Annotated in this window: 33 protein-coding genes and 1 tRNA gene; 22 read left to right on the top strand and 12 right to left on the bottom strand. The window is 56.9% G+C overall.

The window, feature by feature from the left end; genetic code table 11:
• Positions 1-143 precede the first annotated feature (143 nt).
• Together ACZ5SR_RS14100 and ACZ5SR_RS14095 are read left to right on the top strand one after the other, a co-directional pair.
• Complete coding sequence (locus ACZ5SR_RS14100; protein WP_464449262.1) at positions 144-608, top strand: rhodanese-like domain-containing protein; 465 nt, start codon at positions 144-146, stop codon at positions 606-608.
• A 206-nt stretch (positions 609-814) separates the two neighbouring features.
• Positions 815-1,441: a peroxiredoxin gene (locus ACZ5SR_RS14095; protein WP_090140118.1), complete on the top strand. Its 627-nt coding sequence runs from the start codon at positions 815-817 to the stop codon at positions 1,439-1,441.
• Between the two features lie 247 nt (positions 1,442-1,688).
• Here ACZ5SR_RS14095 and ACZ5SR_RS14090 read toward each other — a convergent pair whose 3' ends face one another.
• Positions 1,689-2,309, bottom strand: coding sequence for a class I SAM-dependent methyltransferase (locus ACZ5SR_RS14090; protein ID WP_464449261.1), 621 nt, complete (start codon positions 2,307-2,309; stop codon positions 1,689-1,691).
• 39 nt (positions 2,310-2,348) lie between these two features.
• The gene (locus ACZ5SR_RS14085; RefSeq protein ID WP_464449260.1) at positions 2,349-2,909 is read right to left on the bottom strand and encodes a demethoxyubiquinone hydroxylase family protein; all 561 of its coding nucleotides are present in this window, start codon (positions 2,907-2,909) and stop codon (positions 2,349-2,351) included.
• Positions 2,910-3,060: 151 nt separating this feature from the next.
• On the opposite strand from ACZ5SR_RS14085, the gene ACZ5SR_RS14080 reads away from it, so the two are divergent.
• The 15 genes from ACZ5SR_RS14080 to ACZ5SR_RS14010 all read left to right on the top strand — a co-directional run bounded on the left by ACZ5SR_RS14080 (position 3,061) and on the right by ACZ5SR_RS14010 (position 14,778).
• Positions 3,061-3,483 (top strand): rhodanese-like domain-containing protein, encoded by a 423-nt coding sequence (locus ACZ5SR_RS14080; protein ID WP_464449259.1) that lies wholly within the window; start codon positions 3,061-3,063, stop codon positions 3,481-3,483.
• A gap of 173 nt (positions 3,484-3,656) precedes the next feature.
• Positions 3,657-4,106 (top strand): OsmC family protein, encoded by a 450-nt coding sequence (locus ACZ5SR_RS14075; RefSeq protein ID WP_464449258.1) that lies wholly within the window; start codon positions 3,657-3,659, stop codon positions 4,104-4,106.
• A 107-nt stretch (positions 4,107-4,213) separates the two neighbouring features.
• Positions 4,214-4,594, top strand: a complete 381-nt coding sequence (locus ACZ5SR_RS14070; protein WP_464449257.1) for a rhodanese-like domain-containing protein — start codon at positions 4,214-4,216, stop codon at positions 4,592-4,594.
• 157 nt (positions 4,595-4,751) lie between these two features.
• Positions 4,752-5,060, top strand: coding sequence for a c-type cytochrome (locus ACZ5SR_RS14065; RefSeq protein ID WP_464449256.1), 309 nt, complete (start codon positions 4,752-4,754; stop codon positions 5,058-5,060).
• A 119-nt stretch (positions 5,061-5,179) separates the two neighbouring features.
• Complete coding sequence (locus ACZ5SR_RS14060; RefSeq protein ID WP_464449255.1) at positions 5,180-5,503, top strand: hypothetical protein; 324 nt, start codon at positions 5,180-5,182, stop codon at positions 5,501-5,503.
• A 251-nt stretch (positions 5,504-5,754) separates the two neighbouring features.
• On the top strand, positions 5,755-6,084 hold the full coding sequence (locus ACZ5SR_RS14055) for an ArsR/SmtB family transcription factor (protein ID WP_464449254.1): 330 nt from the start codon (positions 5,755-5,757) through the stop codon (positions 6,082-6,084).
• Positions 6,081-7,445 carry a sulfite dehydrogenase gene (gene soxC / locus ACZ5SR_RS14050; protein WP_464449253.1) on the top strand — a complete coding sequence of 455 codons (1,365 nt, stop codon included), beginning with the start codon at positions 6,081-6,083 and terminating at the stop codon, positions 7,443-7,445. The genes ACZ5SR_RS14055 and soxC overlap by 4 nt, the downstream gene beginning before the upstream one ends.
• Positions 7,429-8,502 (top strand): c-type cytochrome, encoded by a 1,074-nt coding sequence (locus tag ACZ5SR_RS14045; RefSeq protein WP_464449252.1) that lies wholly within the window; start codon positions 7,429-7,431, stop codon positions 8,500-8,502. The genes soxC and ACZ5SR_RS14045 overlap by 17 nt, the downstream gene beginning before the upstream one ends.
• A gap of 69 nt (positions 8,503-8,571) precedes the next feature.
• The gene (soxY, locus tag ACZ5SR_RS14040; protein WP_108353162.1) at positions 8,572-9,027 is read left to right on the top strand and encodes a thiosulfate oxidation carrier protein SoxY; all 456 of its coding nucleotides are present in this window, start codon (positions 8,572-8,574) and stop codon (positions 9,025-9,027) included.
• A gap of 53 nt (positions 9,028-9,080) precedes the next feature.
• On the top strand, positions 9,081-9,392 hold the full coding sequence (gene soxZ, locus ACZ5SR_RS14035) for a thiosulfate oxidation carrier complex protein SoxZ (protein ID WP_464449251.1): 312 nt from the start codon (positions 9,081-9,083) through the stop codon (positions 9,390-9,392).
• Between the two features lie 76 nt (positions 9,393-9,468).
• A complete protein-coding gene (soxA, locus tag ACZ5SR_RS14030; protein WP_464449250.1) occupies positions 9,469-10,272 on the top strand; it encodes a sulfur oxidation c-type cytochrome SoxA in 804 nt (267 codons plus the stop codon).
• An 18-nt stretch (positions 10,273-10,290) separates the two neighbouring features.
• Positions 10,291-10,947: a sulfur oxidation c-type cytochrome SoxX gene (soxX, locus tag ACZ5SR_RS14025; protein ID WP_464449249.1), complete on the top strand. Its 657-nt coding sequence runs from the start codon at positions 10,291-10,293 to the stop codon at positions 10,945-10,947.
• A 60-nt stretch (positions 10,948-11,007) separates the two neighbouring features.
• Positions 11,008-12,741: a thiosulfohydrolase SoxB gene (soxB, locus tag ACZ5SR_RS14020; protein WP_464449248.1), complete on the top strand. Its 1,734-nt coding sequence runs from the start codon at positions 11,008-11,010 to the stop codon at positions 12,739-12,741.
• Positions 12,742-12,794: 53 nt separating this feature from the next.
• Positions 12,795-13,793 (top strand): MBL fold metallo-hydrolase, encoded by a 999-nt coding sequence (locus ACZ5SR_RS14015; protein ID WP_464449247.1) that lies wholly within the window; start codon positions 12,795-12,797, stop codon positions 13,791-13,793.
• A gap of 49 nt (positions 13,794-13,842) precedes the next feature.
• Entirely contained in the window at positions 13,843-14,778 is a 936-nt protein-coding gene (locus ACZ5SR_RS14010; RefSeq protein WP_464449246.1) for a cyanophycinase, read from the top strand.
• A 91-nt stretch (positions 14,779-14,869) separates the two neighbouring features.
• Here the strand turns inward: ACZ5SR_RS14010 and ACZ5SR_RS14005 are convergent, their stop codons facing one another.
• Positions 14,870-15,745 carry an MBL fold metallo-hydrolase gene (locus ACZ5SR_RS14005; RefSeq protein WP_464449245.1) on the bottom strand — a complete coding sequence of 292 codons (876 nt, stop codon included), beginning with the start codon at positions 15,743-15,745 and terminating at the stop codon, positions 14,870-14,872.
• 102 nt (positions 15,746-15,847) lie between these two features.
• On the opposite strand from ACZ5SR_RS14005, the gene ACZ5SR_RS14000 reads away from it, so the two are divergent.
• From ACZ5SR_RS14000 to ACZ5SR_RS13985, 4 genes are read left to right on the top strand one after another with little or no spacing between them, the layout of a single operon-like run.
• Positions 15,848-16,177 carry an ArsR/SmtB family transcription factor gene (locus ACZ5SR_RS14000; RefSeq protein WP_464449244.1) on the top strand — a complete coding sequence of 110 codons (330 nt, stop codon included), beginning with the start codon at positions 15,848-15,850 and terminating at the stop codon, positions 16,175-16,177.
• The gene (locus ACZ5SR_RS13995) at positions 16,174-16,611 is read left to right on the top strand and encodes a YeeE/YedE family protein (RefSeq protein WP_464449243.1); all 438 of its coding nucleotides are present in this window, start codon (positions 16,174-16,176) and stop codon (positions 16,609-16,611) included. Before ACZ5SR_RS14000 ends, ACZ5SR_RS13995 begins: the two co-directional genes overlap by 4 nt.
• A gap of 10 nt (positions 16,612-16,621) precedes the next feature.
• Positions 16,622-17,086 carry a DUF6691 family protein gene (locus ACZ5SR_RS13990; protein ID WP_464449242.1) on the top strand — a complete coding sequence of 155 codons (465 nt, stop codon included), beginning with the start codon at positions 16,622-16,624 and terminating at the stop codon, positions 17,084-17,086.
• A gap of 38 nt (positions 17,087-17,124) precedes the next feature.
• On the top strand, positions 17,125-18,855 hold the full coding sequence (locus ACZ5SR_RS13985; protein WP_464449241.1) for a SulP family inorganic anion transporter: 1,731 nt from the start codon (positions 17,125-17,127) through the stop codon (positions 18,853-18,855).
• 18 nt (positions 18,856-18,873) lie between these two features.
• Here ACZ5SR_RS13985 and ACZ5SR_RS13980 read toward each other — a convergent pair.
• The 5 genes from ACZ5SR_RS13980 to ACZ5SR_RS13960 all read right to left on the bottom strand — a co-directional run bounded on the left by ACZ5SR_RS13980 (position 18,874) and on the right by ACZ5SR_RS13960 (position 21,895).
• A tRNA-Arg gene (locus tag ACZ5SR_RS13980) sits at positions 18,874-18,948 on the bottom strand.
• Positions 18,949-19,001: 53 nt separating this feature from the next.
• On the bottom strand, positions 19,002-20,186 hold the full coding sequence (locus ACZ5SR_RS13975) for a vWA domain-containing protein (RefSeq protein ID WP_464449240.1): 1,185 nt from the start codon (positions 20,184-20,186) through the stop codon (positions 19,002-19,004).
• Positions 20,180-20,809, bottom strand: coding sequence for a GNAT family N-acetyltransferase (locus ACZ5SR_RS13970; RefSeq protein ID WP_464449239.1), 630 nt, complete (start codon positions 20,807-20,809; stop codon positions 20,180-20,182). Before ACZ5SR_RS13970 ends, ACZ5SR_RS13975 begins: the two co-directional genes overlap by 7 nt.
• Positions 20,806-21,042, bottom strand: coding sequence for a hypothetical protein (locus tag ACZ5SR_RS13965; protein ID WP_464449238.1), 237 nt, complete (start codon positions 21,040-21,042; stop codon positions 20,806-20,808). The genes ACZ5SR_RS13970 and ACZ5SR_RS13965 overlap by 4 nt, the downstream gene beginning before the upstream one ends.
• Before the next feature lie 10 nt (positions 21,043-21,052).
• Positions 21,053-21,895, bottom strand: coding sequence for an AAA family ATPase (locus ACZ5SR_RS13960; RefSeq protein WP_464449237.1), 843 nt, complete (start codon positions 21,893-21,895; stop codon positions 21,053-21,055).
• A gap of 106 nt (positions 21,896-22,001) precedes the next feature.
• On the opposite strand from ACZ5SR_RS13960, the gene ACZ5SR_RS13955 reads away from it, so the two are divergent.
• Positions 22,002-22,661 (top strand): c-type cytochrome, encoded by a 660-nt coding sequence (locus ACZ5SR_RS13955; RefSeq protein WP_464449236.1) that lies wholly within the window; start codon positions 22,002-22,004, stop codon positions 22,659-22,661.
• A gap of 110 nt (positions 22,662-22,771) precedes the next feature.
• Here the strand turns inward: ACZ5SR_RS13955 and grxD are convergent, their stop codons facing one another.
• From grxD to hemA, 4 genes are all read right to left on the bottom strand, one after another.
• On the bottom strand, positions 22,772-23,095 hold the full coding sequence (grxD, locus tag ACZ5SR_RS13950) for a Grx4 family monothiol glutaredoxin (protein WP_416546397.1): 324 nt from the start codon (positions 23,093-23,095) through the stop codon (positions 22,772-22,774).
• 85 nt (positions 23,096-23,180) lie between these two features.
• Positions 23,181-24,050: a peptide chain release factor N(5)-glutamine methyltransferase gene (gene prmC, locus ACZ5SR_RS13945; protein ID WP_464449235.1), complete on the bottom strand. Its 870-nt coding sequence runs from the start codon at positions 24,048-24,050 to the stop codon at positions 23,181-23,183.
• Positions 24,050-25,138 carry a peptide chain release factor 1 gene (prfA, locus tag ACZ5SR_RS13940; protein ID WP_464449234.1) on the bottom strand — a complete coding sequence of 363 codons (1,089 nt, stop codon included), beginning with the start codon at positions 25,136-25,138 and terminating at the stop codon, positions 24,050-24,052. Before prfA ends, prmC begins: the two co-directional genes overlap by 1 nt.
• 100 nt (positions 25,139-25,238) lie before the next feature.
• On the bottom strand, positions 25,239-26,510 hold the full coding sequence (hemA, locus tag ACZ5SR_RS13935) for a glutamyl-tRNA reductase (RefSeq protein WP_464449233.1): 1,272 nt from the start codon (positions 26,508-26,510) through the stop codon (positions 25,239-25,241).
• Positions 26,511-26,534: the final 24 nt, after the last annotated feature.

Genomic DNA, 26,534 nt, shown 5'->3' with positions numbered 1-26,534 from the left:
GCCTTGACGATAAAAGTACCGGGCAGTTCCCCCACGGTGCAACGGTGCGCTCAGGGTTTGTCGGCCTGGTGTTCAGATGCAATGGCCACAACCTGCGCTCATAATATTCGCCGTTGCTGATATAAATTCAACTTGGACAAATTATGAACATTCGTATCACTACCCTTGCCATAGCCACCGTTGCCAGCTTGATGCTGGCCCCAGCCGTATACGCCGACAACAAAGCTGCGGTGATTGACGAAATGGAGGGGTATTTGGAATTTGTGGACTACGGCGGCGGAGTCATCTTCGCCGAGCAAATTCCCAAAGAAGAGTGGCCCAAGTTCATGGTGATCGATGCGCGTGACCCGGCGCAATTTGCCAAGGGCCACATTCCTGGCGCCATCAACATGGACTGGCGGCAAGTGCTGGCCAAGCGAAGCACGATTCCGAAAAACAAACCGGTACTCATTTACTGCAACACGGGCTCCTTGTCTGCTCAAGCTGGATTTGCATTGCGAGTAGCGGGTTGGGACAACGTCAAAATTTTGCAAGGCGGCATGGAGGAGTGGCAGGCCAAAGGCGGTTTTGACGCTGCGGCCAAAGCCGCAGGGCCTGCTAAGCATTGAGGGTGATGTTTTGGGGTCATGCATGGCCAAGGCGCTGAGGGCTTGCGATGGATCAATTTGGGCGATTTGAAGGTCGCAATTGTCACTATGTCTTTCATTGAGATAACTCATACCCAATACCTTCATGGGTATGTACAGTTGACCTTGTCGATTGAATAAATCTCTCGATTTTGAAAAGCGATAGTTAACCTCAAATGAAACGCACCATGTCCATGCCCCTCATCAACGAAGCCGCCCCCGCCTTCAGCGCCAACACCACCCACGGCCCCCGAAGCCTGGCCGATTACAAAGGCAAATGGCTCATCTTGTTCTCGCACCCCGCCGACTTCACACCTGTGTGCACCACCGAATTCATCGGTTTTGCAAAGCGTGCCGAGTTGTTCAAAAGCATGAACTGCGAATTGCTTGGCTTGTCGATCGACAGCATCTACTCGCACTTGGCTTGGATGCAAAGCATCCAGAACAACTTCGGTGTGGAGATTCCTTTCCCCATCATCGACGACATCAAGATGGAAGTGGCCCAAGCCTACGGCATGATTCACCCCGGCGCGGCCGACACCCAGGCCGTGCGTGCCACCTTCTTCATTGACCCCGAAGGCAAGCTGCGCGCTATGGTGTACTACCCCATGAGCAATGGCCGCTCGATTGAAGAGTTTGTGCGTTTGTTGCAAGCCATGCAGACCAGTGATGCCCACAAAATCGCCACGCCAGAAGGCTGGACACCCGGCTGCGACGTGATCGTGCCGCCACCCAAAACGCCCGAAGCCATTGCCAAGCGCAAAGGCGAGGGTTATGCCATGAAGGACTGGTATTTCTCGACCAAGTCACTGTAATTTAAAGGCTTGCCCCCTTGCCCCCTTGCGGCAAGGGGCGTCAGTACCTTCCTTGTTCTACTGTCAAGGAAGCCACTATGAGTAAAGCCCGCATGTATTTCAAATCGTTTTTTGATCCTGCCACGTTCGCCTTCAGCCACACCCCGGCCTGCTGGCCACTTGCCACAGTCCGAAGACAATGGCCAGCGTTACCTGAGGATCCCTGTGAACGCACTCTGAGCCTTGATCGTGAGCGCTGGCTGACCCGTCAAGCAGGCTTGCGTGCTGTTAAACCCAGCAGGCCCGACATGCCCTGGTGGCCTGTGCCCTCGGTGATCTCAGCCTCATAGGTGCGCAGGTCCAGGATGTCCAGTTCGCCGAAGGCGTCCAACATCAGGGTTTCGTCGTAGAGGTGCGCCAGTTTCCCAGGGCCGCCCGTGTTGAAGTCCAGTTGGCGCGGCGTGTAGCCCTGGATGATCAGGGTGCCGCCGGGCTTCAGGCTATGGAGCATGCGCGCAAACAGGATGCTGCGCTCATCGGGCGTGGCGAACTGGAAAAAAATGCCCACCATGTTGTCGTAATGCGTAGGCCGCCAATCAAAAGACTGCCAATCGCTGCACACAAAATTCACCTTGACTTGTCGGCTTTGGGCCAAAGCTTGGGCTTTGAGGATGGCGTTGTCCGAAAAATCAAAGGCATCGACCCGCAGGTTCTGTTGCGCCAGCCACACGCCGTTGCGGCCCTCACCATCGGCCACTGCCAGCGCGTTGCCAGGTTTCAGATGGGCTGCTTGGGATCGCAAATACGCGTTGGGCGCTTCGCCAAACACATAGTGTTCGGCGGCAAACCTTTGGTTCCATGTTTGTTGGGGGTTTTGAAAAGTGCTCATGTGGAAATCGCTTTCAATACGCAGAGTCTGTCTGAGCAGTCAAAGTCGCCGTGCGAGCACCACGGCTGCGGCAGAACCTGAGCCGACCACCTTGCACCACAAGCGTAACAGCCAAGGCAAATGCTGGCCTGCCAGGTAGGCGGCTTCGTCTCGATGGTGCTGTTCATCGGCCTGACAGTGCAAGAGTAAAGGCAGCAGGTCTGCGGGGCCACCGTGCTGTTGCAGGTGGTCAATTTGCTGTTGGTAATGCACGTCCACAAAGGTCTCGACGGCAGCGATGGTGCCGTAGACGGCACGACGGCCAAACAGCGCGGGGAGCGCCCCGGTCAACCACCCAGCCATGCGCCAAGGTACCAGCAAACGGCTGCGGCGCTCAGCGGGCAGCCAGTCCTCTATCAGGCGCAAATGTTCGGTTTCGGTGTCGCCATGCTGGCGGGCAAAGGCCAGCAACTCGGCGTCTTGTCGCCAGCGGGCCACGGTGGTGATGCCTTTGTAAATGTAGACTGCACCAGTTTCGCCCGCATGGTCCGAGCGCAGTTCGCGCACCATGTGGGTGCTGAATTCGTTCACCAGTGGCTCGATAGCTTGGGTGTTTTTCACAGCTTGTCTTCGGTGATGGCGGGATGGATGGGATGCTTTGATCCTATCCGTCTGGCCTTGCCCCTCAGTCAGTGGGGTGCATCGCAGTTTGCTCGGGTGCATCTTTGATTGTGCATTTATATAATGGACCGCTGATATTTAAGGGGTTGAGATGTCCATTCAGACTTGGCGGTGGTTGGTTGGGGTGCTGCTGGTTTTGGGCCTGCAAGCGTGCAACTCAGAGGCGAGGATGCCCTCGGTGTCGCTTGAGCAAGCCCGCGTCGAGCACGAGTCGGGCAAGGTGCTCATGATCGACATCCGCGAGCCGAAAGAGCACGCCACGGGCGTGGCACAAGGTGTGGTCTTGCTGCCCATGAGCCAGGTGGCGCAGCGCGTGGCCGAGATTCCCAAGCAAGCGGACCAACCGGTCTTGCTGATCTGCAACACTCAAAACCGCTCGCGCGCCGTGACCGAGGCGCTGCAAGAGCAGGGCTTCACCAACATCCGCTATGTCGATGGCGGCATGAGCGAGTGGGCCAGGCGTGGCTGGCCCATGGTCAAACCGCAAGACTTGCGTGCGTCCGGCAAGTCCTGATCTGCGGCCTGCCACGGTCGGGACAGGTCCGGCGTTGGCAAAGCTTTGTCTTGATCCAGGACAAGCGCGGCCTTGGCCTTCACACTTAAACTGACTCGCACAGATTGCCCCCTGAGTGACCAGCACGCGGGATCATTCAGCCGTTTGCAGACAAGATCAGAAAGTTAAGCCCCGTGAGTGAAAAACAGATTTCGGTCACATTGACACAGCAGCACGATTACCGCTTTGACATTCGCTTTGACGACAAAATGCCGGTGCTGACCAGCGACGAGCCTGCGCCTTTGGGCACGGGGCTGGGGCCATCGCCGGTGCAGTTGCTGTGTGCAGCGGTGGGCAATTGCTTGAGCGATTCGCTGCTCTTTGCCTTGCGCAAATTCAAGCAGGCGCCCGAGCCTTTGCGCTGCGAAGTGCAGGCAGAAGTGGGGCGCAATGCCGATGGCCGCATGCGTGTGTTGAACATGCTGGCCACTTTGCACCTGGGCGTTCCTGCGGCCAAGCTGGAGCAACTTGAGCGCGTGCTCGGTCAGTTTGAAGGTTTTTGCACCGTCACCCAAAGCGTGGGGCAGGGCATTCCCATTCAGGTGCGGGTGCTCGATGCTGATGGGCGGGTGTTGACAGACTGAAGTGGCCGCAAGGGGCATGGGTGCCAGGCGAGGACGGAGAACAGCCTGCAGTCATTAAGGCCCAGTTTGCTCCCTGAAACCCATTGTTTGATACTGAAGGAGACACCATGAAAACAGCCCACGATCTGGTCCTTGAAGCCAAGGCCCATGTCCGCGAGATCGCTTTGCAAGACGCCGATGAAGCCATTCGCCAAGCCGACGTCTTGATCGATGTGCGCGAAGCCGATGAATTTGCCGCAGGCCACCTGTCCGGGGCGTTGCTGGTGCCCCGGGGCCTTCTGGAATTCAAGCTCAGCGGCACGCCCACCTTGTCGGGCCGTGACCTGAAGGTGGTGTTGTACTGCAAGACCAGCGGCCGCGCAGCCTTGGCGGCGCAAACTATGCAGAGCATGGGCTACCTGAATGTGGCATCGATTGCGGGTGGTTTTGACGCTTGGGCAGCTGCAAGAAAAACGGTGGTCAAGCCCGACCAGCCTGCGTTTGACTGAGTTCTATAGCCGCTTTTTGGGGATGGCTTTTGGGGCTTTATGCAGCTGGTCCTCAGTAAAATCCCTGAAGCTAAAGTTGAGCGGGTTTCCACAAATCCGTCTTGATTTCGGTTAAATTAGCGACTGGTTATATTTAAACCCCCCACACGGAGCTCTCATGAAACTGATTTTTGCTGCTGTTGCCGTCTCTGCCTTGATGTCAGCCCCTGCCTTCGCCAACATGGACATGGCCAAGAAAAACGCTTGCATGGCCTGCCACGCCGTGGACAAGAAACTGGTGGGTCCTTCCTACCAGGACGTTGCCAAGAAATACGGCGGTCAAAAAGACGCTGCTGCCACTTTGGCCAAGAGCATCAAAGCCGGTGGTTCAGGCAAATGGGGCCCAGTGCCCATGCCCGCCCAAGCCGCTTTGAGCGATGCAGACGCTCTGACTTTGGCCACTTGGATTTTGGCCGGTGCCAAGTAAACCAAGCCGCTGACAGGCTTGGTTGAAAACAGATGATTTAGAAAGCTCGATTGGTACTCGTGGCTTTTTTTGCCGCTCAAGGGTCTACCCTTGAGCGGCTTTTTTGATGGGAGACTTGAATGAACACCCCAAACAAGACCGCGATGGTCTTTATGAGTTTCTTTTGTGCAACTTTGGCCCATGCGCAGCCAGCCATCTTCAAAGAGGCTGACTACAAGTTGGGCGAAAAATTGATCGCCGAAAGCAAGTGCGTGGCCTGCCATGTCTCCAAAGTTGGTGGCAATGGCAGTGCCATTTACAAACCGCAGGGCCGTATCAACAACGCTTCCTTGCTGCGCGGCATGGTGGAGCAATGCAACACGGAGCTCAATCTGGGCATGTTTCCAGAGGACGTGACTTCGGTCGCGGCGGTGCTCAACCGCGATCACTACAAGTTCAAATGAGGCCTTAGGGTTCGCCTTTTTTGGGGTGGCTGAATACCACCCAGCCTTACCACTGGGCATGTGCATGGATGGAAGGGTGTTCATCGTCCATGGCGTATTCGAGAGAGTTTTCATCAATCCAGTAAGACTGGAAACCCTCATCAGGGTTTGTCCTGATCATGAAACGAGCCCCGTGTAATCCCTGATTCAGATTCATCGCCTATCGTATATATTCGAACTTCCGAATATATGAACCTAAATGTAAGGACAGGATGACAGTGGATCAGGATGAGGTATTTGACAAAGCGGCAGATTTGTTTGCTGTGATGTCGACACCCATTCGGCTTCGCATCATCAGCGCGCTTTGCCAGGGTGAAAAAAACGTGGGGCAATTGCTCGAGAACATCGGCGTGGCCCAGCCCAACATGTCACAGCACCTGAACATCCTGTTTCGGTCGGGTGTGCTGGGCAAGCGCCGTCAAGGCGCTCAGGTGTTTTATCGGATTGCAGATGACACTGCAGCGAAGGTTTGCCGTTCGGTGTGCACGCAAGTGGCCATCGGTGCGGACATGGATGATCAAATCAACAAGGAGTTTGTGTGAACGCAGACAACATCAACTCAGGAAGGGTGCAAAAAGCACCTGAAAATTTCCTGACCCAAACGGGCATCAAGGAGGTCTTTGCCGAAGGCAAAAAAGGCCGACGTGATTTCATCCGCAATGCCTTTGCAGCCGCTGCCGCAGGCGCCGCTGCCCCCATGGCCATGGCTCAGGGCAACCCGGTGCCCGTCGAAGGTGGCGATCCCAACATCCTGAATCTGCCTGAGCACGCCGTGGGCTTGGGTCAAGGCGTGGCCGTTGAAGGCTATGGCAAGCCTTCCAAGTTCGAAGCGAACTTGCAGCGCCGTCAGAGCCCTGGTCTGACACAAACCACCCAAGCCTCGGTGTCGTTTGCGCCACTGCAGTCCTTGTTCGGCATCGTCACGCCCAGCGGTTTGCACTTCGAGCGTCACCACCAAGGCTGGTGGGACATCGATCCGTCCAAGCACCGTTTCATGATCAACGGCATGGTCAAAAAGAACATGGTGTTCACCATGGACGAGATCATGCGTTTGCCCTCGGTGTCGCGTTTCCACTTCATTGAGTGTGGTGCCAACAGTGCCACCGAGTGGGGCAATGTGGCTGTGCCCACGGTGCAGTACACACACGGCATGTTGTCGTGCAGCGAGTTCACGGGCGTGCCCTTGATCACCTTGCTCGAGCTGGCCGGTGCTGACCTGAAAAACGGCAAATTTGTGCTGGCCGAAGGTGGCGACGGTTCGTCCATGACTCGCACCATTCCCATGAGCTTGATCACCTCGGGCGAAGTCATCGTGGCTTACGGCCAAAACGGTGAAATGCTGCGCCCAGAAAACGGCTACCCCTTGCGTTTGGTGGTGCCTGGCGTGCAAGGCGTGAGCTGGGTCAAGTACCTGCGTCGCATCGAAGTGGGTGACAAGCCTTACGCCGCAAAGGACGAAGCGATTCACTACATTGATTTGCAACCCGGTGGCATGCACCGCCAGTACACCAACTTGCAGGAAATCAAGAGCGTGGTGACTACGCCTTCGGGTGGTCAAGTCTTGCTGGACAAAGGTTTCTACAACATCACAGGCCTGGCCTGGTCGGGTAAAGGCAAGGTCAAGCGCGTGGACGTGTCCACCGATGGCGGACGTAACTGGCGTCAGGCCCGCTTGGAGACCCCGGTTCTGTCCAAAGCCTTGACCCGTTTCAACTTGGATTGGGTCTGGGACGGCAAGCCTGCCATCATCCAAAGCCGCGCGCAAGATGACACCGGTCATGTCCAGCCCACATACCAGCAAGTGCGTGCCGTGCGCGGTACGCGCTCTATCTATCACAACAACGCCATCCAGTCGTGGTTGGTCCAGGAAAACGGTGAGGTGAAAAATGTCCAGGTTTCGTAATGCCGTTTTGACGGTAGCGTTGATGGCGGCAGCCGGTTTGACTGCTGCTCAGAGCACCCAGTATCCAGGCGTTGGCCGTGCTGCTACTCCCAAAGAAGTGGCCAAGTGGGACATCGATGTGCGCCCCGACTTCAAGGGTCTGCCTGCAGGTTCGGGCTCGGTCGCTAAAGGCCAGGATGTTTGGGAAGGCAAGTGTGCCCACTGCCACGGTGTGTTTGGAGAGTCCGGTGAAGTGTTCAGCCCTCTGATTGGCGGCACCACGGCTGAAGACATCAAGACTGGGCGTGTCGCCAATTTGAACCGCTCTGACTATCCGGGACGTACCACCATCATGAAGGTGGCCACGGTGTCCACCTTGTGGGATTACATCAACCGTGCCATGCCGTGGACCAATCCCAAGACGCTGACCACGGAAGAGGTGTACTCGGTGACAGCATTTTTGTTGAACCTGGCCAACATCGTGCCCGACAACTACGTGTTGTCGGACAAGAATATCGCAGAAGTGCAGGCACGCATGCCCAACCGCAATGGCATGAGCACAGCCCATGCGATGTGGCCTGGCAATGAATTTGGTGGTGTTAAAAAACCTGACACGTCCAATAAGATTTGCATGAAGGACTGCACGCCTGAACCTAAAGTGGCATCATTCCTGCCGGACTTTGCGCGCAATGCCCACGGTAACCTGCAAGAGCAAAACCGCATCGTTGGCCCACAGCGCGGCGCAGACACCACCAAACCCGAGCCCAAGGCCGGTATGCCGGTGGCCGCAGCGTCTCCTGTAGCCGCTGCCAAGCCAGAAAACAACGAAGCCAAAGCAGCGATTGCGCTGTTGAATAAGTACAGTTGCACCGCTTGCCACGGCGTGGACAAGAAAATTGTCGGCCCTGGCTTTAACGAAATTGCCAAGAAGCAAGCGGGTAAAACCGAGTATTTGGTTGGCAAAATCAAGGCGGGTGGTGTGGGCGTTTATGGTCAAATTCCCATGCCTGCGCAAGCCCTGCCTGACGCCGAAGCCAAGCAAATTGCCGAATGGATTTCCAAGGGGGCCAGCAAGTAATTCGGGCTATACCCGTTGCACTTCTGAACCTGTTTCAATAGCATCACTCAATCATCAAGGAGATATCAGATGCAAAACCGTCGCGAGACACTCAAGCAAAGCGCTGTTGTGGCTGGCCTCTTGGCCACTGCGGGTTTCCCACAGTTCGCCCACGCTGCCTTCAACAAAGCCGCATTCGATGCCAAGTCTGTGCAAGACGCTGCCAAGGCCGCTGGAGCCACCAGCCTGACAGAAAGCAAAGACGTCACCATCATCGGTCCGGACATCGCTGAAAACGGCGCTGTGGTGCCTTTGGGTGCCAGCACCGCGCTGTCTGGCGTCAAACAGTTGCTGATCATGGTGGAAAAGAACCCGTCCGCTTTGGTGGCCATGTTTTATGTGACCGATGCGGTCGATGCCAATTTCTCAACCCGCGCCAAGATGGGCCAGTCCTCTGATGTCTACGCTGTGGCCATCATGAACGACGGCAAAGCCTTGTGGGCCAAGAAAGAAGTCAAGGTCACTCTGGGCGGTTGCGGCGGCTAAGCCCCGGCATACAACCCTACACATTGATTCACTGAAAGATTTAGGAGAGAAAAATGGCAGATCCAATGCGCATCCGTGCCCAGGCCTCTGGTGACAAAGCAACTGTTCGTGTGCTCATGAGTCACGAGATGGAAACCGGCCAGCGTAAAGACGCTTCCGGCAAAACCGTGCCCGCCTGGTTCATCCAGGAAGTGACAGCCAAACTCAACGGCAAAGACGTGTTCTCCGCCGAGTGGGGCCCCGCTGTGTCCAAAAACCCCTTCTTGCAATTCAACGTCAAAGGCGCCAAAGCCGGTGACAAGATTGCTGTGACCTGGAAAGACAACAAGGGCGATACCCGCACCGACGAAGCCACCGTTTCGTGATCGTGCAATGACAGAGCAAAGGGTGAAGCCACGACTTCACCCTTTTCGCGTTTAAAAAATACCAACAGAGGTGACAATGAACAAAGCATCAACTTTGGCCATGGCAGCGGCACTGGCCCTGAGTACCATGCCCGTGCTGGCCCAAAAAACCGCCAGCCAAGGCATTGACGAATACCGTGCCATGCTGCAAGACGGCAACCCCGCTGAACTGTTTGAAGCCAAAGGCGAAGACCTCTGGAAAAAAGCACGCGGACCTAAAAATGCCAGTCTTGAAAAATGCGATCTGGGCAAAGGCCCGGGCGTGGTCAAAGGTGCTTTTGTGGCGTTGCCCAAATACTTTGCTGACACCCAGCGCATGCAGGACCTGGAGTCCCGCTTGGTGACCTGCATGGAAACCTTGCAAGGCTTCAACGCTGCCGAAATCTCCAAGACCGCATTTGGTCGCGGCGAGATGGCCAACGTGACCGCCTTGGCCACTTGGATCGCCGCCGAGTCCAAGGGCCAGCGCTTTAACCTGTCACAAGCGCATCCCCAAGAAAAAACCTTCTACGAAGTGGGCAAACGACTGTTCTTCCAGCGGGGTGGATCGCACGACTTTTCTTGCGCCTCATGCCACGGTGAAGAAGGCAAACGCATCCGTTTGCAAGACTTGCCTATCCTGACCAAGAACCCCGGTGACGGTGTTGGTTTTGCTGCTTGGCCCGCCTACCGCGTCTCCAACGGTCAAATGTGGAGCATGCAACTGCGTCTGAACGACTGCTACCGCCAGCAGCGTTTCCCTTATCCTGGTTTTGTCAGTGATGCCACGATCGCCTTGTCCACCTACTTGGGTGTGAATGCCAAGGGTGCAGCTTCTGTTGCCCCGGCCATCAAACGCTGATCTGAACAGGAGAACCTCATGAACAAAAAGACCCAACTCGTACTGGCCAGCTTGGCTTCCGCTTTGGTGGTTGCAGGCTGCGCCACTGGTCCATCTGTGGCCGAGCTCAATGCCTTGACGGACAAAATCGTCAAAGCCTCTTTCCGTGATGAAAGCCATGTGAAAGTCGAGCGCATCACCGCCACCGACGAAACCAACCGCGTTTGCAGTGAAGCCGACGTGTCTGGCAAACCCTTGGACGAAAAAACCGCCAAGCGCATCGAAGAAGCCAACCTCAAAGCCATCAAGTGGCCCTCAGACGGCAAGTTCATCGGCGACTGGAAGCAAGGCGAAGCCATCGCGCAAAGTGGTCGTGGGTTGACTTGGACCGACTCTGCCACGGCCGTCAACGGCGGCAATTGCTACAACTGCCACCAGATGGACAAGAAAGAAATTTCTTACGGCACCATTGGCCCGAGCTTGTACAACTACGGCAAGATTCGCGGCGTGTCCAACCCCAACGACCCGGCCAGCAAGGCCATCGTCGAGTACACCTGGGGCAAGATCTGGAACGCCAAGGCCTACAACGCTTGCTCCAACATGCCTCGTGCAGGCCACATGGGCATCTTGAACGAGACCCAAGTTCGCCACATCGTGGGCTTGTTGCTCGATCCGAAATCGCCCGTCAATCAGTAAGCATTTCAAAACCCGGCTGGTCCGGGTTTTTTAGCCCCTTATATATCAGTGGTTGCAAATATGAATCTCTCCAAACGCGAATTTATCCAAGTCATGGGTGCTGGCACGATGGCTGGCATGAGCATGGGGGCCTACGCCCAGTCCAGTGCCAACACGGCAGCCAATGGTCTTTATGACATCCCCAAGTTCGGCAATGTGTCTTTCCTGCACATGACCGATTGCCATGCGCAGCTCAAGCCGATTTATTTCCGCGAACCCAGCATCAACTTAGGGGTTGGGTCCATGCAGGGCAACCTGCCGCATTTGGTGGGCGAGTATTTGCTGCAAGTGGCCAAGATCCGCCCGGGTACAGCCGAAGCCCATGCGCTGACTTACCTGGACTACGAAAAAGCCGCCAAGCGCTACGGCAAAGTCGGTGGTTTTGCCCACCTGGCCACGCTGGTCAAACGCATGAAGGCCAGCCGTCCCGGTGCTTTGTTGCTCGACGGTGGTGACACCTGGCAAGGCTCTGGCACCAGCTTGTGGACCAACGGCCAGGACATGGTCGACGCCTGCAAACTGCTGGGTGTGGACGTCATGACCGGTCACTGGGAATTCACTTTGGGCATGGAACGCGTCAAGGAAATCATCGAGAAAGATTTCGCTGGCAAGGTGGATTTTGTGGCGCAAAACGTCAAGACCAATGACTTTGGCGACCCAGTCTTCAAGCCCTACGTGATTCGCGAGATCAATGGCGTGCCCTGCGCCATCATCGGCCAGGCTTTTCCTTACACCCCGATCGCCAATCCGCGTTACATGGTGGCCGACTGGGCCTTCGGCATCCAGGACGAGAACATGCAAAAGATGGTCGACGAGGTCCGCGGTAAAGGTGCACAGGTCGTGGTCGTCATCAGCCACAACGGCATGGACGTGGACCTGAAGATGGCCAGCCGCGTGAGTGGCATCGACGCCATCATGGGCGGCCACACGCACGATGGCATGCCGGTCGCCTCCATTGTCTCGAACAAAGGCGGCAAGACCATCGTCACCAATGCGGGCTCGAACGGCAAGTTTTTGGGCGTGCTCGACTTTGACGTCAAAGACAAAAAGGTCAGCGACTTCCGCTACAAATTGCTGCCGGTGTTCTCGAACATGCTGCCCGCCGACAAAGAGATGGACGCGCTCATCACCAAGATCCGCGCGCCTTATGAAAGCAAACTGGCCGAAAAGCTGGCCGTTACCGATGGCCTGCTGTACCGGCGCGGCAACTTCAACGGCACGGGCGACCAGTTGCTGATCGACGCGCTGCTGGACGTGCAGGGCGCAGACATTGCTTTCTCGCCAGGCTTTCGCTGGGGCACCACGCTCTTGCCGGGTCAAGCCATCACGCGCGAGTGGCTGCTTGACATGACCGCCACCACTTATTCGTACGCCACCGTGACCGAGATGACGGGCGAGACCATCAAGACTGTGCTCGAAGATGTGGCCGACAACCTTTTCAACCCTGATCCTTATTACCAGCAAGGCGGCGACATGGTGCGCGTGGGGGGCCTGACTTACAGCTGCAATCCGGTGGCGAAGGCTGGCCAACGCATTGGCGATATGCGCCTGAAAGGCCAGCTCATCGACGCGGGTAAAAAGTACAAGGTGGCTGGCTGGGCCCCCGTTGCCGAAGAAGCCCGCAATCAGGGCAACAAGCAGGTGTGGGATGTGGTGGAAACCTGGCTCAAAGCCCAAGGCGGTCGCATCAAGCCACGACAACTCAACACGCCGAAGATCATGGGCGCATTGCCCAACAAGGGCTACGCTGTTTGATGAGCATGTGCAGCGCCTGAGGGCGCTGCATGAGTCAAAGCAGGGGAATCACCATGAAAAGAAGACAACTGTTGTGGGCCAGCGCTGCCATCGGTGGCGCAGCCCTGTGGCCCGAGGCCAGTTTGCTCGCGCAGCAAGCGCAGGACTTCATCGAAGGCCCACCCGTGGCCGACATACCGCCGCAAAAGCTGTCGCCACACGTCTGGATGATCTACTCTCCCGATGGATTTCCCACGCCTGAAAACCGGGGCATGATGGCCAACGTCATCTTTGTGGTGACCTCGGCCGGGGTGGTGGTGATCGATTCAGGTGCTTCGCTGCAAATCGGCCAGATGGCCATCCGCATGATCCGCAAAGTGACCGACAAACCCGTTGTGGCCGTGTTCAACAGCCACTACCACGGTGACCATTGGCTGGGTAACCACGCCTTCGTTAAAACCTACGGCGATAAGCTGCCCATTTACGCGCTGCCCAGCACCATTGAAAAACTCAAAGGCGCAGAAGGCAACTTGTGGCGCAGCCTGATGGAGCGCTGGACCAACCAATCCACCTTGGGCACCCAAGTGGTCTTGCCCAACACGCCTGTGAGGCATGGTCAAGTGATTCAGATCGGTGATGTGACATTCCGCATGCACCACTATGGCACGGCGCACACGCCCTCGGATTTGTGTGTCGAGGTCGTGCAAGACAAGGTGACGGCAGTGGGCGATATCGCCATGACCAACCGGATTGCCAACATGGACGAAGGCTCATACCCCGGCACCTTCAAATATTACAAAGCCCTGCAGTCCGCAACGGGCCAGCAGCTCTGGGTTCCCGGTCACGGCCCGGCAAGCACAGATCTGCTCAAGACCTATGGCGAATTCATGGCGGGCATCTGGGAGCCCTGCCTCAAAGCGGTGGAGGACAGCCAATCCGAAGCAGACGCCAAAGCCGCTGTGCTCAAAGACCCGCGTGTGAGCGCAAGGGCCAAGACCATGGAAGGCTTTGAGCGCAACATTGGCAAGTACATCAGCCTCGCTTACCTTGAGGCGGAGAAGGTGGCTTTTTAAAAGGGCTGGCACACAGTCCGGTTCTGGTTGCATGGGTTAGAGTGACACCATGAACCGAAGAAATGTGTGGGGTGGCATGACAGTGGCCTGTGTGGCTGCGCTGGCGGGACTGCCTGTCTTGGCGCAGTACTCCAGAATTTCCCGGCTGGTGATCGTGGGCGGGGCAGAGGACCGTTTGCAGGATCGCATCATTCTGCGCAAATTCGCTGATTATTGCGGGGGCATTCAGGCCCGCATTCGCATCATCACCGCTGCCAGTGGCGATCCTGAAGGTGTGTGGCAAAGTTATCAAAATGCTTTCATGTCCATCGATGTCGAAGACGTGCAGCGTTTGGCCATCGATGACCGAGAGAGTGCACACGCGTTGCCACTGCAGACCGAGATCCTGCGAGCCGACGGCATTTTTATGAGTGGAGGAGACCAGTCCAAACTCATGGACACGTTGTGGGACACCCCGGCATACCAGTCTTTGCACAAAGCCTTTCATCTCAACAGTTGTTGCATCGGTGGCACCAGTGCAGGCGCTGCGGTCATGTCGCGGCACATGATCGCCCAAGGGCCCGCGGTGTTGCGGCCCCGCAAGGAAGCGGTGGACACCGACATTGGTCTGGGCTTGTTGTCTCAAGCTGTTGTGGATCAGCACTTTTCGGAGCGCAGGCGATTGGCTCGTTTGTTGTCTACCTTGGCCATGCGACCGGATTTGCTGGGGGTGGGCATTGATGAAGACACCGCTTTGGTGATTGAGCGGGGCGAAGCGATGGAGATCATCGGCAAAGGGACGGTGACCCTGGTGGACCCATCGCAAATGCAATCCAATGTGAATGAACTGGAAACCTTGGAGCAAATAGAAATGTTGGGGGTCCAGTTGCATGTGTTGCCGGCAGGGCACCGATACAGCCTCAAGACCCTGGCCAAGACCGCACGCTCAGCGCCTTTGCGCCGGGCCATACAGCGACTGGTGTCAATTGGACCTCTTCGCGGTTGACTTCGGTCCGCTCGGGCATGACTTTGGTGCCCCCGACAAGAGTCGGGCTTCCCATCAAATCAATGGTTTGGATTTTTAAACCTCAACAGGGTCAAAGTGCGTTCAAAGGAATTTTGACGTAGGCAACGCCATTGTCTTCCTTGGGTGGCAACTCGCCAGCGCGGATGTTGATTTGCACCGCAGGCAGGATGAGCACTGGCATTTCCAAGGTGGCGTCTCGCTTGGTACGCATCTCGACAAACTCGGCTTCACCGATGCCGTCATGGACATGGATGTTCTTGGCTTTTTGCTCGGCCACCGTCGTCTCAAAATTCACCGGGCGGCCATTGGGTGGGTAGTCGTGGCACATGAACAAACGTGTCGCAGGCGGCAAGCTCAAAATTTTGCGTGTCGATGCATACAAAGTTTTGGCGTCGCCTCCTGGGAAGTCGCAGCGTGCGGTGCCCACATCGGGCATGAACAGGGTATCGCCCACAAAAACGGCATCGCCAAACTGGTAAGCGACACAAGCGGGTGTGTGTCCCGGCACGAAAAGGGTGTGCCCCGCGATGCTGCCCAAGGAGATGGCTTCACCCTCGGCGAACAGATGGTCAAACTGCGATCCATCCGGTTTGAAGCTGGCTTCCATGTTGAAGATGCCCTTGAACACTTTTTGGACACCACCAATGTGGTCACCGATGGCGGTTTGGCCACCCAAGTGCTGTTTCAGATAAGGGGCGGCGCTCAGGTGATCGGCGTGGGCATGGGTTTCAAGAATCCATGCCACCTTCAGATCGTTGGCTTTGACAAATTCGATCACTTTGTCCGCTGACTTGTGGCTGGTCCGCCCAGACTTGGGGTCGTAATCCAACACCGAGTCAATGATGGCGCAAGCTGAACCGGGTTTTTCGTAAACCACATAGGTGACGGTCCAGGTAGCGGGGTCAAAAATGCCGTGAACGATTGGGTTGAGATGGGTTGTGGTCATCGATAACTCCATTATTGATTAAGTTTTTCATAGTTTATTGACAAATAGTTTATTTGTCAATATAATTTCAACTTACTTTGATGCAGACGGGGAAAACCGCCCATGGACACCACCACACTGGACCTTGAAAAAATGAAGACCTCAGCCGGAAATGCCTGCCGACTGATGAAAGTGCTCTCCAACCCTGATCGATTGATGCTGCTGTGCCAACTGTCTCAAGGTGAAAAGCGTGTGGGTGAGTTGGAAGAGATCTTGGGCATCGTGCAGCCCACCTTGTCGCAACAGCTCACAGTCTTGCGTGACGAAGAGCTGGTGACCACCCGCCGTGAGGGCAAAAACATCTATTACCAAATCGCCAGCCCGCAAGCGCTGGCGGTCATGAACGTTTTATTCGCGCAATTTTGCGAACCACAAGAAGGAGCATCAGCATGAACATCGATTGGGCACATTTCACGCCATTCGCATCTCTCGCCGGCGGCATCATTTTGGGGGTGGCCTCGGCCATCTTCATTTTGGTCAATGGACGCATCTTGGGCATCAGCGGCATTTTGGGTGGGCTGTTGCCGCCCAAAGCGGGTGATACCACTTGGCGTGTTTTCTTCCTATTGGGCATGTTGGCCGCACCCACGGTTTTTCACGCCGTGGTGCCCGCGCAGTACATCACCGCTCCGCGCATTGATGCTTCTGGCTGGATGGTGATTGCCGCTGGTTTGCTGGTGGGCATTGGTACCCGCTATGCCTCTGGCTGCACCAGTGGTCATGGTGTGTGTGGCTTGTCTCGCCTGTCACCCCGCTCTTTGGTGGCCACCCTGTCTTTCATGGGGGCCGGCTTTGTCATGGTCTACGTGCTGCGCCACATCCTCTAAGGAAATCAACATGCTTAACAAAAACCACCTCTATCGCATCGCTGAGTTTGTCGTTGGCCTGCTGTTTGGCTTGGGCCTCATGCTCTCGGGCATGACCGACCCCGGCAAAGTCATTGGCTTTCTCGACCTGTTTGGCACTTGGGACCCTTCCTTGGCACTGGTGATGGGCGGCGCCATCATGGTAGGCTTTTTCGCCTTCACCGTGGCCAAAAAACGCACCAGCACCTTTTTGGGTGGCGCTTTGCGCCTGCCCACCAACATGGACATGGACAAAAAACTGGTGATTGGCAGTTTGTTGTTTGGTGCAGGTTGGGGCTTGGCCGGTTTTTGCCCTGGCCCGGCGCTGGTGTCGATGGCCGATGGCCAACCCAAGGCTCTGGTGTTTGTCTTGGCCATGTTGGTCGGCATGCTGGGCTTTGAGTTGATGGACCGTTTTGTGCACGCACCCCGCAAAGCCAAATTCAATGCACTGTGAACTGCATCCCTGAAGCACGAAGCTGAAATGGTTGACCGATGACTGCACTGCCAAGTTGGCTCCCCACTGTTCCGATGTTGGCGTGGGGTCGTCAATACAACCGAGAAACCTTCACCAACGACATGGTGGCGGCACTTATTGTCACCATCATGCTAATCCCGCAAAGCTTGGCTTATGCTTTGTTGGCAGGCCTGCCACCTGAGGTGGGTTTGTACGCCAGCGTTGCGCCCTTGCTGCTCTATGCCGTGTTGGGCAGCAGCCGAGTCTTGGCGGTGGGGCCTGTGGCCGTGGTGTCGTTGATGACCGCTGCGGCGGTGGCGGAACATGCTGCTGCGGGGACGCATGCTTATTGGCAAGTGGCCATCACTTTGGCGTTTTTGTCGGGCGGCATGCTGCTGATCATGGGGTTTTTGAGATTGGGCTTTTTGGCCAATTTTTTAAGCCATCCCGTGATCTCAGGCTTTATTTCGGCCTCAGGTTTGCTGATCGCCTTGAGCCAAATCAAAACCCTCATGGGCGTGAAAGCCGAGGGACACAACTTTTTGGAGCTGCTGTCTGCGCTGATGCACCAAGCTTCTCACCTGCACCTGCTCACTTTGGGTGTGGGCATCGCCGCCACGGTGTTTTTGTTCTGGGTGCGCAAGGGCTTGAAACCACTGCTCATTTCTGCAGGCCTCAAACCCAAGCTGGCCGATGTGCTGGCCAAGGCAGGCCCCGTGGTCGCCATTGCCTTGACCACAGTGTTGGCTTGGGCGCTGGACTGGCAAGGCCAAGGCATGAAATTGGTCGGCACCGTGCCGCAAGGTTTGCCCCCGCTCACCGCGCCGTTGTGGGATTTGGCCTTGTGGCAAAAGTTGTGGGTGCCCGCGCTGCTGATCAGCGTGGTGGGGTTTGTTGAATCGGTGTCGGTGGGTCAAACCTTGGCCGCTAAACGGCGTCAACGCATTGAGCCCGACCAAGAGTTGGTGGCCTTGGGTGCCAGCAACTTGTCGGCTGCCTTCACTGGCGGCTTTCCCGTCACCGGTGGTTTTGCGCGCTCTGTGGTCAATTTTGACGCCGGCGCTGTCACGCCTGCCGCAGGCGTTTACACGGCGGTGGGTATCACTCTGGCGTCGCTTTTCTTGACCCCTGCGCTTTACTATCTGCCGCAGGCCACATTGGCGGCCACCATCATCGTGGCGGTGCTTTCTTTGGTCGACTTCGGCATCTTGAAATCCACTTGGCGTTTCTCCAAACTGGACTTTATCGCCGTTGCTACAACCTTGCTGGCCACCTTATTGGTGGGTGTGGAAACGGGTTTGGTGTCGGGTGTTGTGGTGTCTTTGGCGCTGTTTTTGTTACGAGCCAGCCGCCCCCATATTGCCACCGTAGGTTTGGTACCGGGCACCGAGCATTTCCGCAATGTGCTTCGCCACGATGTGTTGACGAGTCCCACGCTGGTCTGCCTGCGGGTGGATGCCAGTCTGTTTTTCGCCAACGCCCGTGGCGTGGAGGACCGGATCAATGCCGAGGTGGCAGTGCGTCCAGGCTTAGAGCATGTGTTGTTGCAATGTTCTGCGGTGAACGACATCGACGCCAGTGCCTTGGAAAGCTTGGAGGCGATTGCCAGTCGTTTGAAAGACTCTGGGATTGCGCTGCATTTCTCGGAGATCAAAGGCCCGGTGATGGACAAACTCAACACCACTCACTTTTTGCAGCATTTGCATGGAAGGGTGTTTTTGACGAATTACCAAGCCATCCAAGCGCTCACGCCCGAGGTCATTCGGTAAATTGGATTTGATGGAGTCTGGTGCCCCCGACAGGAATCGAACCTGTATCACTCCCTTAGGAGGGGAGAGTTCTATCCATTGAACTACGGTGGCGTGTGGATGATTTTACAGGGGCGGTCTGCGCCCACCGCTGCGGGTGGACAGACTCACTTGCTCAATAAGCGCATGGCATCTTCCAAGCCTTTGAGGGTCAGTGGGAACATGCGGTTGCTCATCAGCTGCTGAATGATGGAGATGCTCTGGCGGTATTGCCAGACGCCTTGCGGCTCGGGGTTGATCCAGGCGAATTTGGGGAAGGTGTGCGTCAGGCGTTGCAGCCATTCGGCTCCGGCCTCTTCGTTGTTGTATTCAACGCTGCCGCCTTTTTGCAAAATCTCATAGGGACTCATGGTCGCGTCGCCAATGAATATGAGCTTGTAGTCCTTGTTGTACTTGCGCAGGATGTCCCAAGTCGGGAATTTTTCAGCGTAGCGGCGCTTGTTGTTCTTCCACATGAAGTCGTACACGCAGTTGTGGAAGTAATAAAAGTCCAGGTGCTTGAACTCGGCTTTGACGGCCGAGAACATTTCTTCCACCCGCGCAATGTGCTCGTCCATGGTGCCGCCCACGTCCATGAGCAGCAGCACTTTCACATTGTTGTGGCGCTCGGGGCGCATCAGGATGTTCAGATAGCCCGCATTGGCCGCTGTCTTGCGGATGGTGCCGTCCAGGTCCAGTTCGTCTTGTGATCCCTCACGCGCAAAGCGGCGCAGGCGGCGCAGCGCGACCTTGATGTTGCGTGTGCCCAGCTCCTGCTGGTCGTCGTAGTCTTTGTAGGCGCGTTGGTCCCAGACCTTGACGGCGCTTTTGTTACCGCCCTTGCCACCAATGCGGATGCCTTGCGGGTTGTAGCCGCCGTTGCCAAAGGGAGATGTGCCGCCTGTACCGATCCACTTGTTGCCACCTTCGTGGCGTTCTTTTTGTTCTTCCAGGCGCTTTTTGAGCGTGTCCATCAGCTCGTCCCAGCCCATTTTTTCGATGGCGGCTTTTTGCTCGGGCGTGAGTTCTTTTTGAAGGATTTTTTCGAGCCAGTCGAGCGGCACTTCTTTGGTGAAGTCGGTCAACATTTCCACGCCCTTGAAGTAGGCGCCAAAAGCTTTATCGAACTTGTCGAAGTGCTTTTCGTCCTTGACCATCACGGTGCGGGCCAGGTGGTAAAAATCGTCGATGCTGCAGGCATCAGACGCCGGGCCGACCACATTGGCTTGTAAGGCTTCGAGCAGCGTCAGGTATTCGCGCACCGAGACGGGCAGTTTGGCGGCACGCAGGGTGTAGAAAAAATCGATCAGCATGACCGTGTGTCCTTGAAGCTGGAGCGGCTCAGCTGAAAGTCCAGATGCGCACGCACGCTGGACCATTCGCTGGCAATGATGCTGTAAACGCAGCTGTCACGCATTGCACCGGAAGCCAGCGGATGCGGGTTGATTTGGTGGCTGCGCAGTATGCCGTCGAGTTTGGCCCCTAGGCGTTCGATGGCACGACGGCTCTGGTGGTTGAAAAAATGCGTGCGGAATTCCACCGCAATGCAGTTCAACTGTTCAAAAGCATGGGCCAGGAGCATGCGCTTGGCTTCAGTGTTGAGGGGGGTGCGTTGAACGCTTTGGCGGTACCAAGTGGAGCCGATTTCGACACGCCGGTTAGCGGCATCTACGTTCATGTAGGTGGTCATGCCCACGGCCTTGCCGGTGGATGGATCGATCACCGCAAACGGGCACATGCTGCCCTTGGCTTGCAGATCTAAGCGACGCGTAATTTCTGCAGCCATGCCCTCGGGTGTGGGGATGGCGGTGTACCAAAGTTGCCAGAGTTCACCATCGCGAACGGCCACCACCAGATCATCATGGTGCTGCTGTGACAGCGGCACCAGCGTCACATGCTGACCTGTCAAGGTGGTCGGTGCGATCCAAGTGCTCATGATGGGGTGTCGGTGTCTTTGGCGTTTTGTTTGGCGCGCCAAAAGCGAGCCAGGTGCAAGCCGCCGCCGCCGCCCAGGCCCACCAGCAAAATGCCGCCAATGCTGGCATTGTCGTAACCGGCACTGAAAATATCCAGGCCCAGCCACTTGCCAGCCCAGTAACCCGCCAGCGCGCCGCCAACAAAACCAACTGCGTCAGAAATACCTTCAATAAAAGGGTTGGGAGTGCTCATGGCAGCAGGCTCAGCGGTTGCGCTGGTTCATGAACACCAGCTTTTCAAACAAAGTTACGTCTTGTTCGTTTTTGAGCAGGGCGCCCACCAAGGGCGGCACCGACACTTTCTGATCAGCGCTTTGTAAGGCTTCGAGCGGAATGTCTTCTGCCACCAGAAGTTTCAACCAGTCAAGCAATTCGCTGGTGGAAGGCTTTTTCTTCAAGCCCGGCAGGCCGCGCACATCGTAAAAAGTCTTGAGGGCCAGGGCCAGCAGGTCTTTTTTGAGCGTGGGGAAGTGCACGTCCACGATCTGGCGCATGGTGTCCGCTTCGGGGAACTTGATGTAGTGAAAAAAGCAGCGGCGCAAAAAGGCGTCGGGCAATTCTTTTTCGTTGTTGGACGTGATGAACACCAGTGGGCGGGTTTTGGCCTTGATCAGCTGGCGCGTCTCGTAGCAATAGAACTCCATGCGATCGATCTCGCGCAGCAAGTCATTCGGGAACTCGATGTCAGCCTTGTCGATTTCGTCGATCAGGATGGCCACAGGCGTCTCGGAGGTGAAAGCCTGCCAGAGCACACCTTTGATGATGTAGTTCTCGATGTCCTTGACCTTCTCATCACCGAGTTGGCTGTCACGCAGACGGCTCACGGCGTCGTATTCGTACAAGCCTTGTTGGGCCTTGGTGGTCGATTTGATGTGCCATTGCAACAAAGGCAGACCCAGGGCGGCGGACACTTCCTCGGCCAGCATGGTCTTGCCAGTGCCAGGTTCGCCTTTGACCAACAGGGGGCGTTTGAGGGTGATGGCGGCGTTGACAGCCAACATCAGGTCCTGTGTGGCGACGTAGTTTTCGGTACCTTGGAATTTCATGGTGGACAGTTCTCAAAAACAGGAATGAAGCTTGTCAGGATTATGAGGGCCAGCCCGATATAATCCGCAGTTGATTTTTATCAATCATTTGGATTGTGTGAGCAAAATGAACAAGCTGTTGACCTCGATGTTTGCCCTGGCTGTCGCCTCCGTGACCGCTATTTCCGTTCAAGCCCAAGAAGTCAAGGGCGACGCCAAAGCTGCTGAGCAAAAGATTGCCATGTGCATCGGTTGCCACGGCATCAAAGGCTACCAAGCCAGCTTCCCCGAGGTCTACCGCGTACCGATGATCTCTGGTCAAAATGCCAAGTACATCGTGTCTGCCCTCAATGCGTACAAAAAAGGCGAGCGTAAGCACCCCACCATGCGTGGCATTGCCGACAGCCTGAGTGAGCAGGACATGGCCGATCTGGGTGCTTACTACGAGCAACACGGCAACACCCAACCCGTGACGGCTGCCCCCAAGGCACCTGATGCCAAAGTTGCAGCCTTGCTGCAAAAGGGTGCTTGCATTTCTTGCCACGGGGACAACTTCAACAAGCCGATCGACCCCAGCTACCCCAAATTGGCCGGACAACACAAAGACTTTTTGTTTGTGGCCCTCAAGTCCTACAAAACCGAAAACCTGTCCACTTGGGGCCGCAACAATGGCGTGATGGGTGGCATCGCCAAACAATTCACCAATGCTGAACTCAAAGCCATGTCCTCGTACATCGGTTCGCTCGAAGGTGAAATGAAAGTTGTGCCCCAGTCCAAGTTCCGCTGACCAGGCTCTAACTCAAAGCAAAAAAGCCAGTCTGTTGACTGGCTTTTTTCGTTAGGGCAGATCCATTTAATGCCCCCTTGTTTCCAGGAGGCCAGTTCTTCAGGCCCCGTTCAGGCTTGTCCGTTGATGACTTGCTGCAGCTCGCCTGACTCGTACATCTCCATCATGATGTCCGAGCCGCCAATGAACTCGCCCTTGACATAGAGCTGGGGGATGGTGGGCCAGTTGCTGTATTCCTTGATGCCTTGGCGGATTTCGGCGTCGTCCAGCACATTCACGGTCTTGACGGTCTTCGTGTCAACGCCAACGGCCTTGAGGATCTGGATGGCACGGCCAGAAAAACCGCACATGGGGAAGCTGGCGCTGCCCTTCATGAACAGGGTGATCTCGTTGCCTTTGACGAGTTCGTCAATACGTTGCTGGGTGTCGCTCATGGTTTTGCTCCAAATGGGGTCGATGTTGTATGGGAAACATTATCTCTCTGATTGAATGTCTGCAATCTTCACAGGGATGTTGCTGTCACTTAGGCCAGGCCGCGCCCGTACAGCGCGCGATGCCGCTCAGATCGCGGTGTGACTGCACCTGCTCAAACCCGGCTTCGCGCAGCAGCGCCTGCACCGGGTCGGCCTGGTCCCAGCCGTGTTCGAGCAGCAGCCAGCCGCCCGGGGCCAGACAGGCGGGGGCTTGGGCAATGATCTGGCGGATGTCATCCAGGCCATCGGGGCCGCTGGTCAGGGCCTGCAGGGGCTCATGCGTCAGGGCGGCCAGATGGGGGTCACCTTCGGCCACATAGGGCGGGTTGGAGACGATGAGGTCATAAAGGCCGGTGCGCTGAACATCCACCGCGCTCAGCCAGTCGCTGGCGATGAATTGCACACTCAGATTTAAGCGGGTCGCATTGGCGCGGGCCACGGCCAGGGCGTCTTCGCTGGCATCCACCGCCCACACCGTGGCATCGGGCCGGGCGTGTTGCAGCGCCAAAGCCACTGCACCGCTGCCCGTGCCCAAGTCTAGAACGCGGGGCGAGCCATTTGTGGCTGAGGCTGTGGGTGTGGATTCGGCCAGGCAGGCCAAGCCCCATTCCACCAAAGTTTCAGTGTCAGGGCGTGGGTCCAGCACACGGGCGTCTACGGCCAGCGTCAGACCAAAAAAATCCTTGCGCCCGGTGATGTAGGCCACAGGTTCACCTTGCAGGCGGCGCTGCAGCGCGTTTTGCCATGTGGTTTTTTGCGCAGTCGTCAAAGTGTCGCCGTCATGGGCCAGCAGCCAAGCGCGGTCGTGCAGCGGGCGCTGCAGGCCATGCAGCAGCAACATTTGAGCGTCCACCCGGGCCAAACCCAGGGTTTGGGCTTGGCGCAGGCATTGGGCCACGGTCGGAGGGTTTTGCATCAGGCGCTGGCCCCGATTTCCAAAGCGGCCAACTGTTCGGCGGCTTCGTAGCTTTGCAAGGCGTTCACCACATCATGCAAATCGCCTTCCATGATGGTGAGCAGCTTGTACAGCGTCAGGTTGATGCGGTGGTCGGTCAAGCGGCCTTGTGGAAAGTTGTAGGTGCGTATGCGGTCCGAGCGGTCACCGCTGCCGATCAGGCTCTTGCGCTCGGCGGCATCCTTGGCAGCACGCTCTGCACGGTCTTTTTTCTGAATGCGGGCTGTCAGCACTTTCAAGGCCTGCGCTTTGTTGCCGTGCTGGCTGCGGCCGTCCTGACATTCGGCCACGATGCCGGTGGGCAAGTGGGTGATACGCACCGCCGAATCGGTCTTGTTGATGTGTTGCCCACCCGCACCGCTGGCTCGGTAGGTGTCGATGCGCAAATCTGACGGGTTGATCTTGATGGCCTCGGCTGCGTCTGGTTCGGCCAGCACAGCCACGGTGCAGGCGCTGGTGTGGATGCGGCCTTGGGTTTCTGTAGCGGGCACACGCTGCACCCGGTGGCCACCCGATTCGAACTTGAGTGCGCCGTAAACCTGCTCGCCCTCGATGCGCACCACGACTTCCTTGTAGCCACCCAACTCGCTCACCGATTCAGACACGATCTCGCAACGCCAGCCTTGGCTTTCGGCATAGCGCGTGTACATGCGCAGCAAGTCGGCGGCAAACAGGGCCGATTCGTCGCCTCCTGTGCCCGCGCGGATTTCGACAAAAGCAGGGCGGGCATCGTCGGGGTCTTTGGGCAGCAGCATGCGCTGCAGTTCGGCTTCCAGGCTTTGCAGCTCGGCGCTGGCGCTGGCCACTTCTTCTTCAGCCATCTGGCGCATGTCGTTGTCATCCAGCATGGCTTGGGCTTCCACCAGATCGGCGCTGCGCTGCTGAAAGCGGGCAAAGCGCGAGGCGACGGCGCTGACCTCGGCATGCTCACGCGAGAGCTTCAGGAACTGCGTCATATCGGCCATGATGTCTTCGCGGGACAGGAGAAAGTCCAGCTCGTTCAAGCGCAGCGCGTAGCGTTCGAGTTGTTGGATGAGGAAAGGTTTCACTTCAGGGCGTCATGACCGCGAAGGCGGGAATCGAGGTGGATGTGTGAAGGGCGTGGATTCCCGCTGGCACGGGAATGACGGGACTTGAGTAGCCTGGTCGCTAGCGCTCTTTGCGCAAGAACACGCGCTGCACCGTGTGCATGGTCTGCTCTCGGTGTTCCGGGGTGGCACCGCGCAATTCGGCCAATGCGCCGTGCAACATTTTCTGGGTCAGGCCTTTGGACAAGGCCTCCATGACCGCGATCGGGTCGTCGCCCCTGGCAAGCAGTTTGCGGGCTCGCCCTAGCTCTGCTTCGCGCCAGGCATCGGCTTGGGTTTGCAATTGTTGAATCAGCGGGACAGTATCGCGCTGGCCCAGCCAATGGTTGAAACTTTGGACACCGGCATCGATGATGATTTCGGCTTCGGCCACGGCGGCTTGGCGATGCGCTTGTCCTTCTTGGACCACGCTGGCCAGATCATCGACGGTGTAGAGGTAGACATCGTCCAGCGATTTGACTTCAGGTTCGATGTCACGAGGTACCGCCAAGTCGACCATGAACATGGGGCGGTACTTGCGTTTTTTCAGAGCCCGCTCAACCGCACCCAAGCCGATCAGGGGCAGCGTGCTGGCGGTGCAACTGATCACGGCATCGAACTCGTGCAGACGGTCGGGCAGATCGGCCAAGCGCATGACTTCGGCCCCAAAGCGGTGGGCCAGCAATTCGGCGCGGTCCAGGCTGCGGTTGGCGATCACCATGCTTTTAGGCTGCTTGGCTGCAAAGTGGGTCGCCACCAACTCGTTCATCTCGCCCGCGCCGACAAACAGGATGCGGATGTCTTGCAGGTTTTCGAACAACTGGCTTGCCAGTCTTACCGAGGCAGCGGCCATGCTGATGGAGTGGGCCCCAATTTCGGTGGCGCTGCGCACCTCTTTGGCCACCGCAAAACTGCGTTGAAACAATTGGTTCAAGGTGCTGCCCAGTGCGCCGGCTTGTTCTGCTGCCCGCACGGCATCCTTGAGCTGACCCAAAATTTGGGCTTCGCCCAGCACCATGGAGTCCAGACCGCTGGCCACGCGAAACGCGTGGCGTGCAGCTTCGTTGCCTTCTAACAAATAGGTGTGGGCGTGCAGTTCGGAGGCACTCACGCCGCCAGTTTGGGCCAGCCAGCGCAGCGTGTCGTTGGTGGCAGCCTGGTCGGCGGCGCAATAAATTTCGGTGCGGTTGCAGGTCGACAAGATGGCCGCTTCGGGCTCTTGTGAAATTCGGTTGGCCAAATCGCGTCGCAGACCATGGAGTGTGGGGACCAGTTTGTCCACGGCGAACGCGAACCGACCGCGCAGATCCAGCGGTGCAGTGGTGTGGTTCAAACCCAGGGTCCAGACAGCCATGAGGGTCATTATAGGCACGACCTG

It is taken from the genome of Limnohabitans sp. TEGF002 (assembly GCF_055395845.1).
This window is presented reverse-complemented; position numbering and strand designations above follow the sequence as displayed.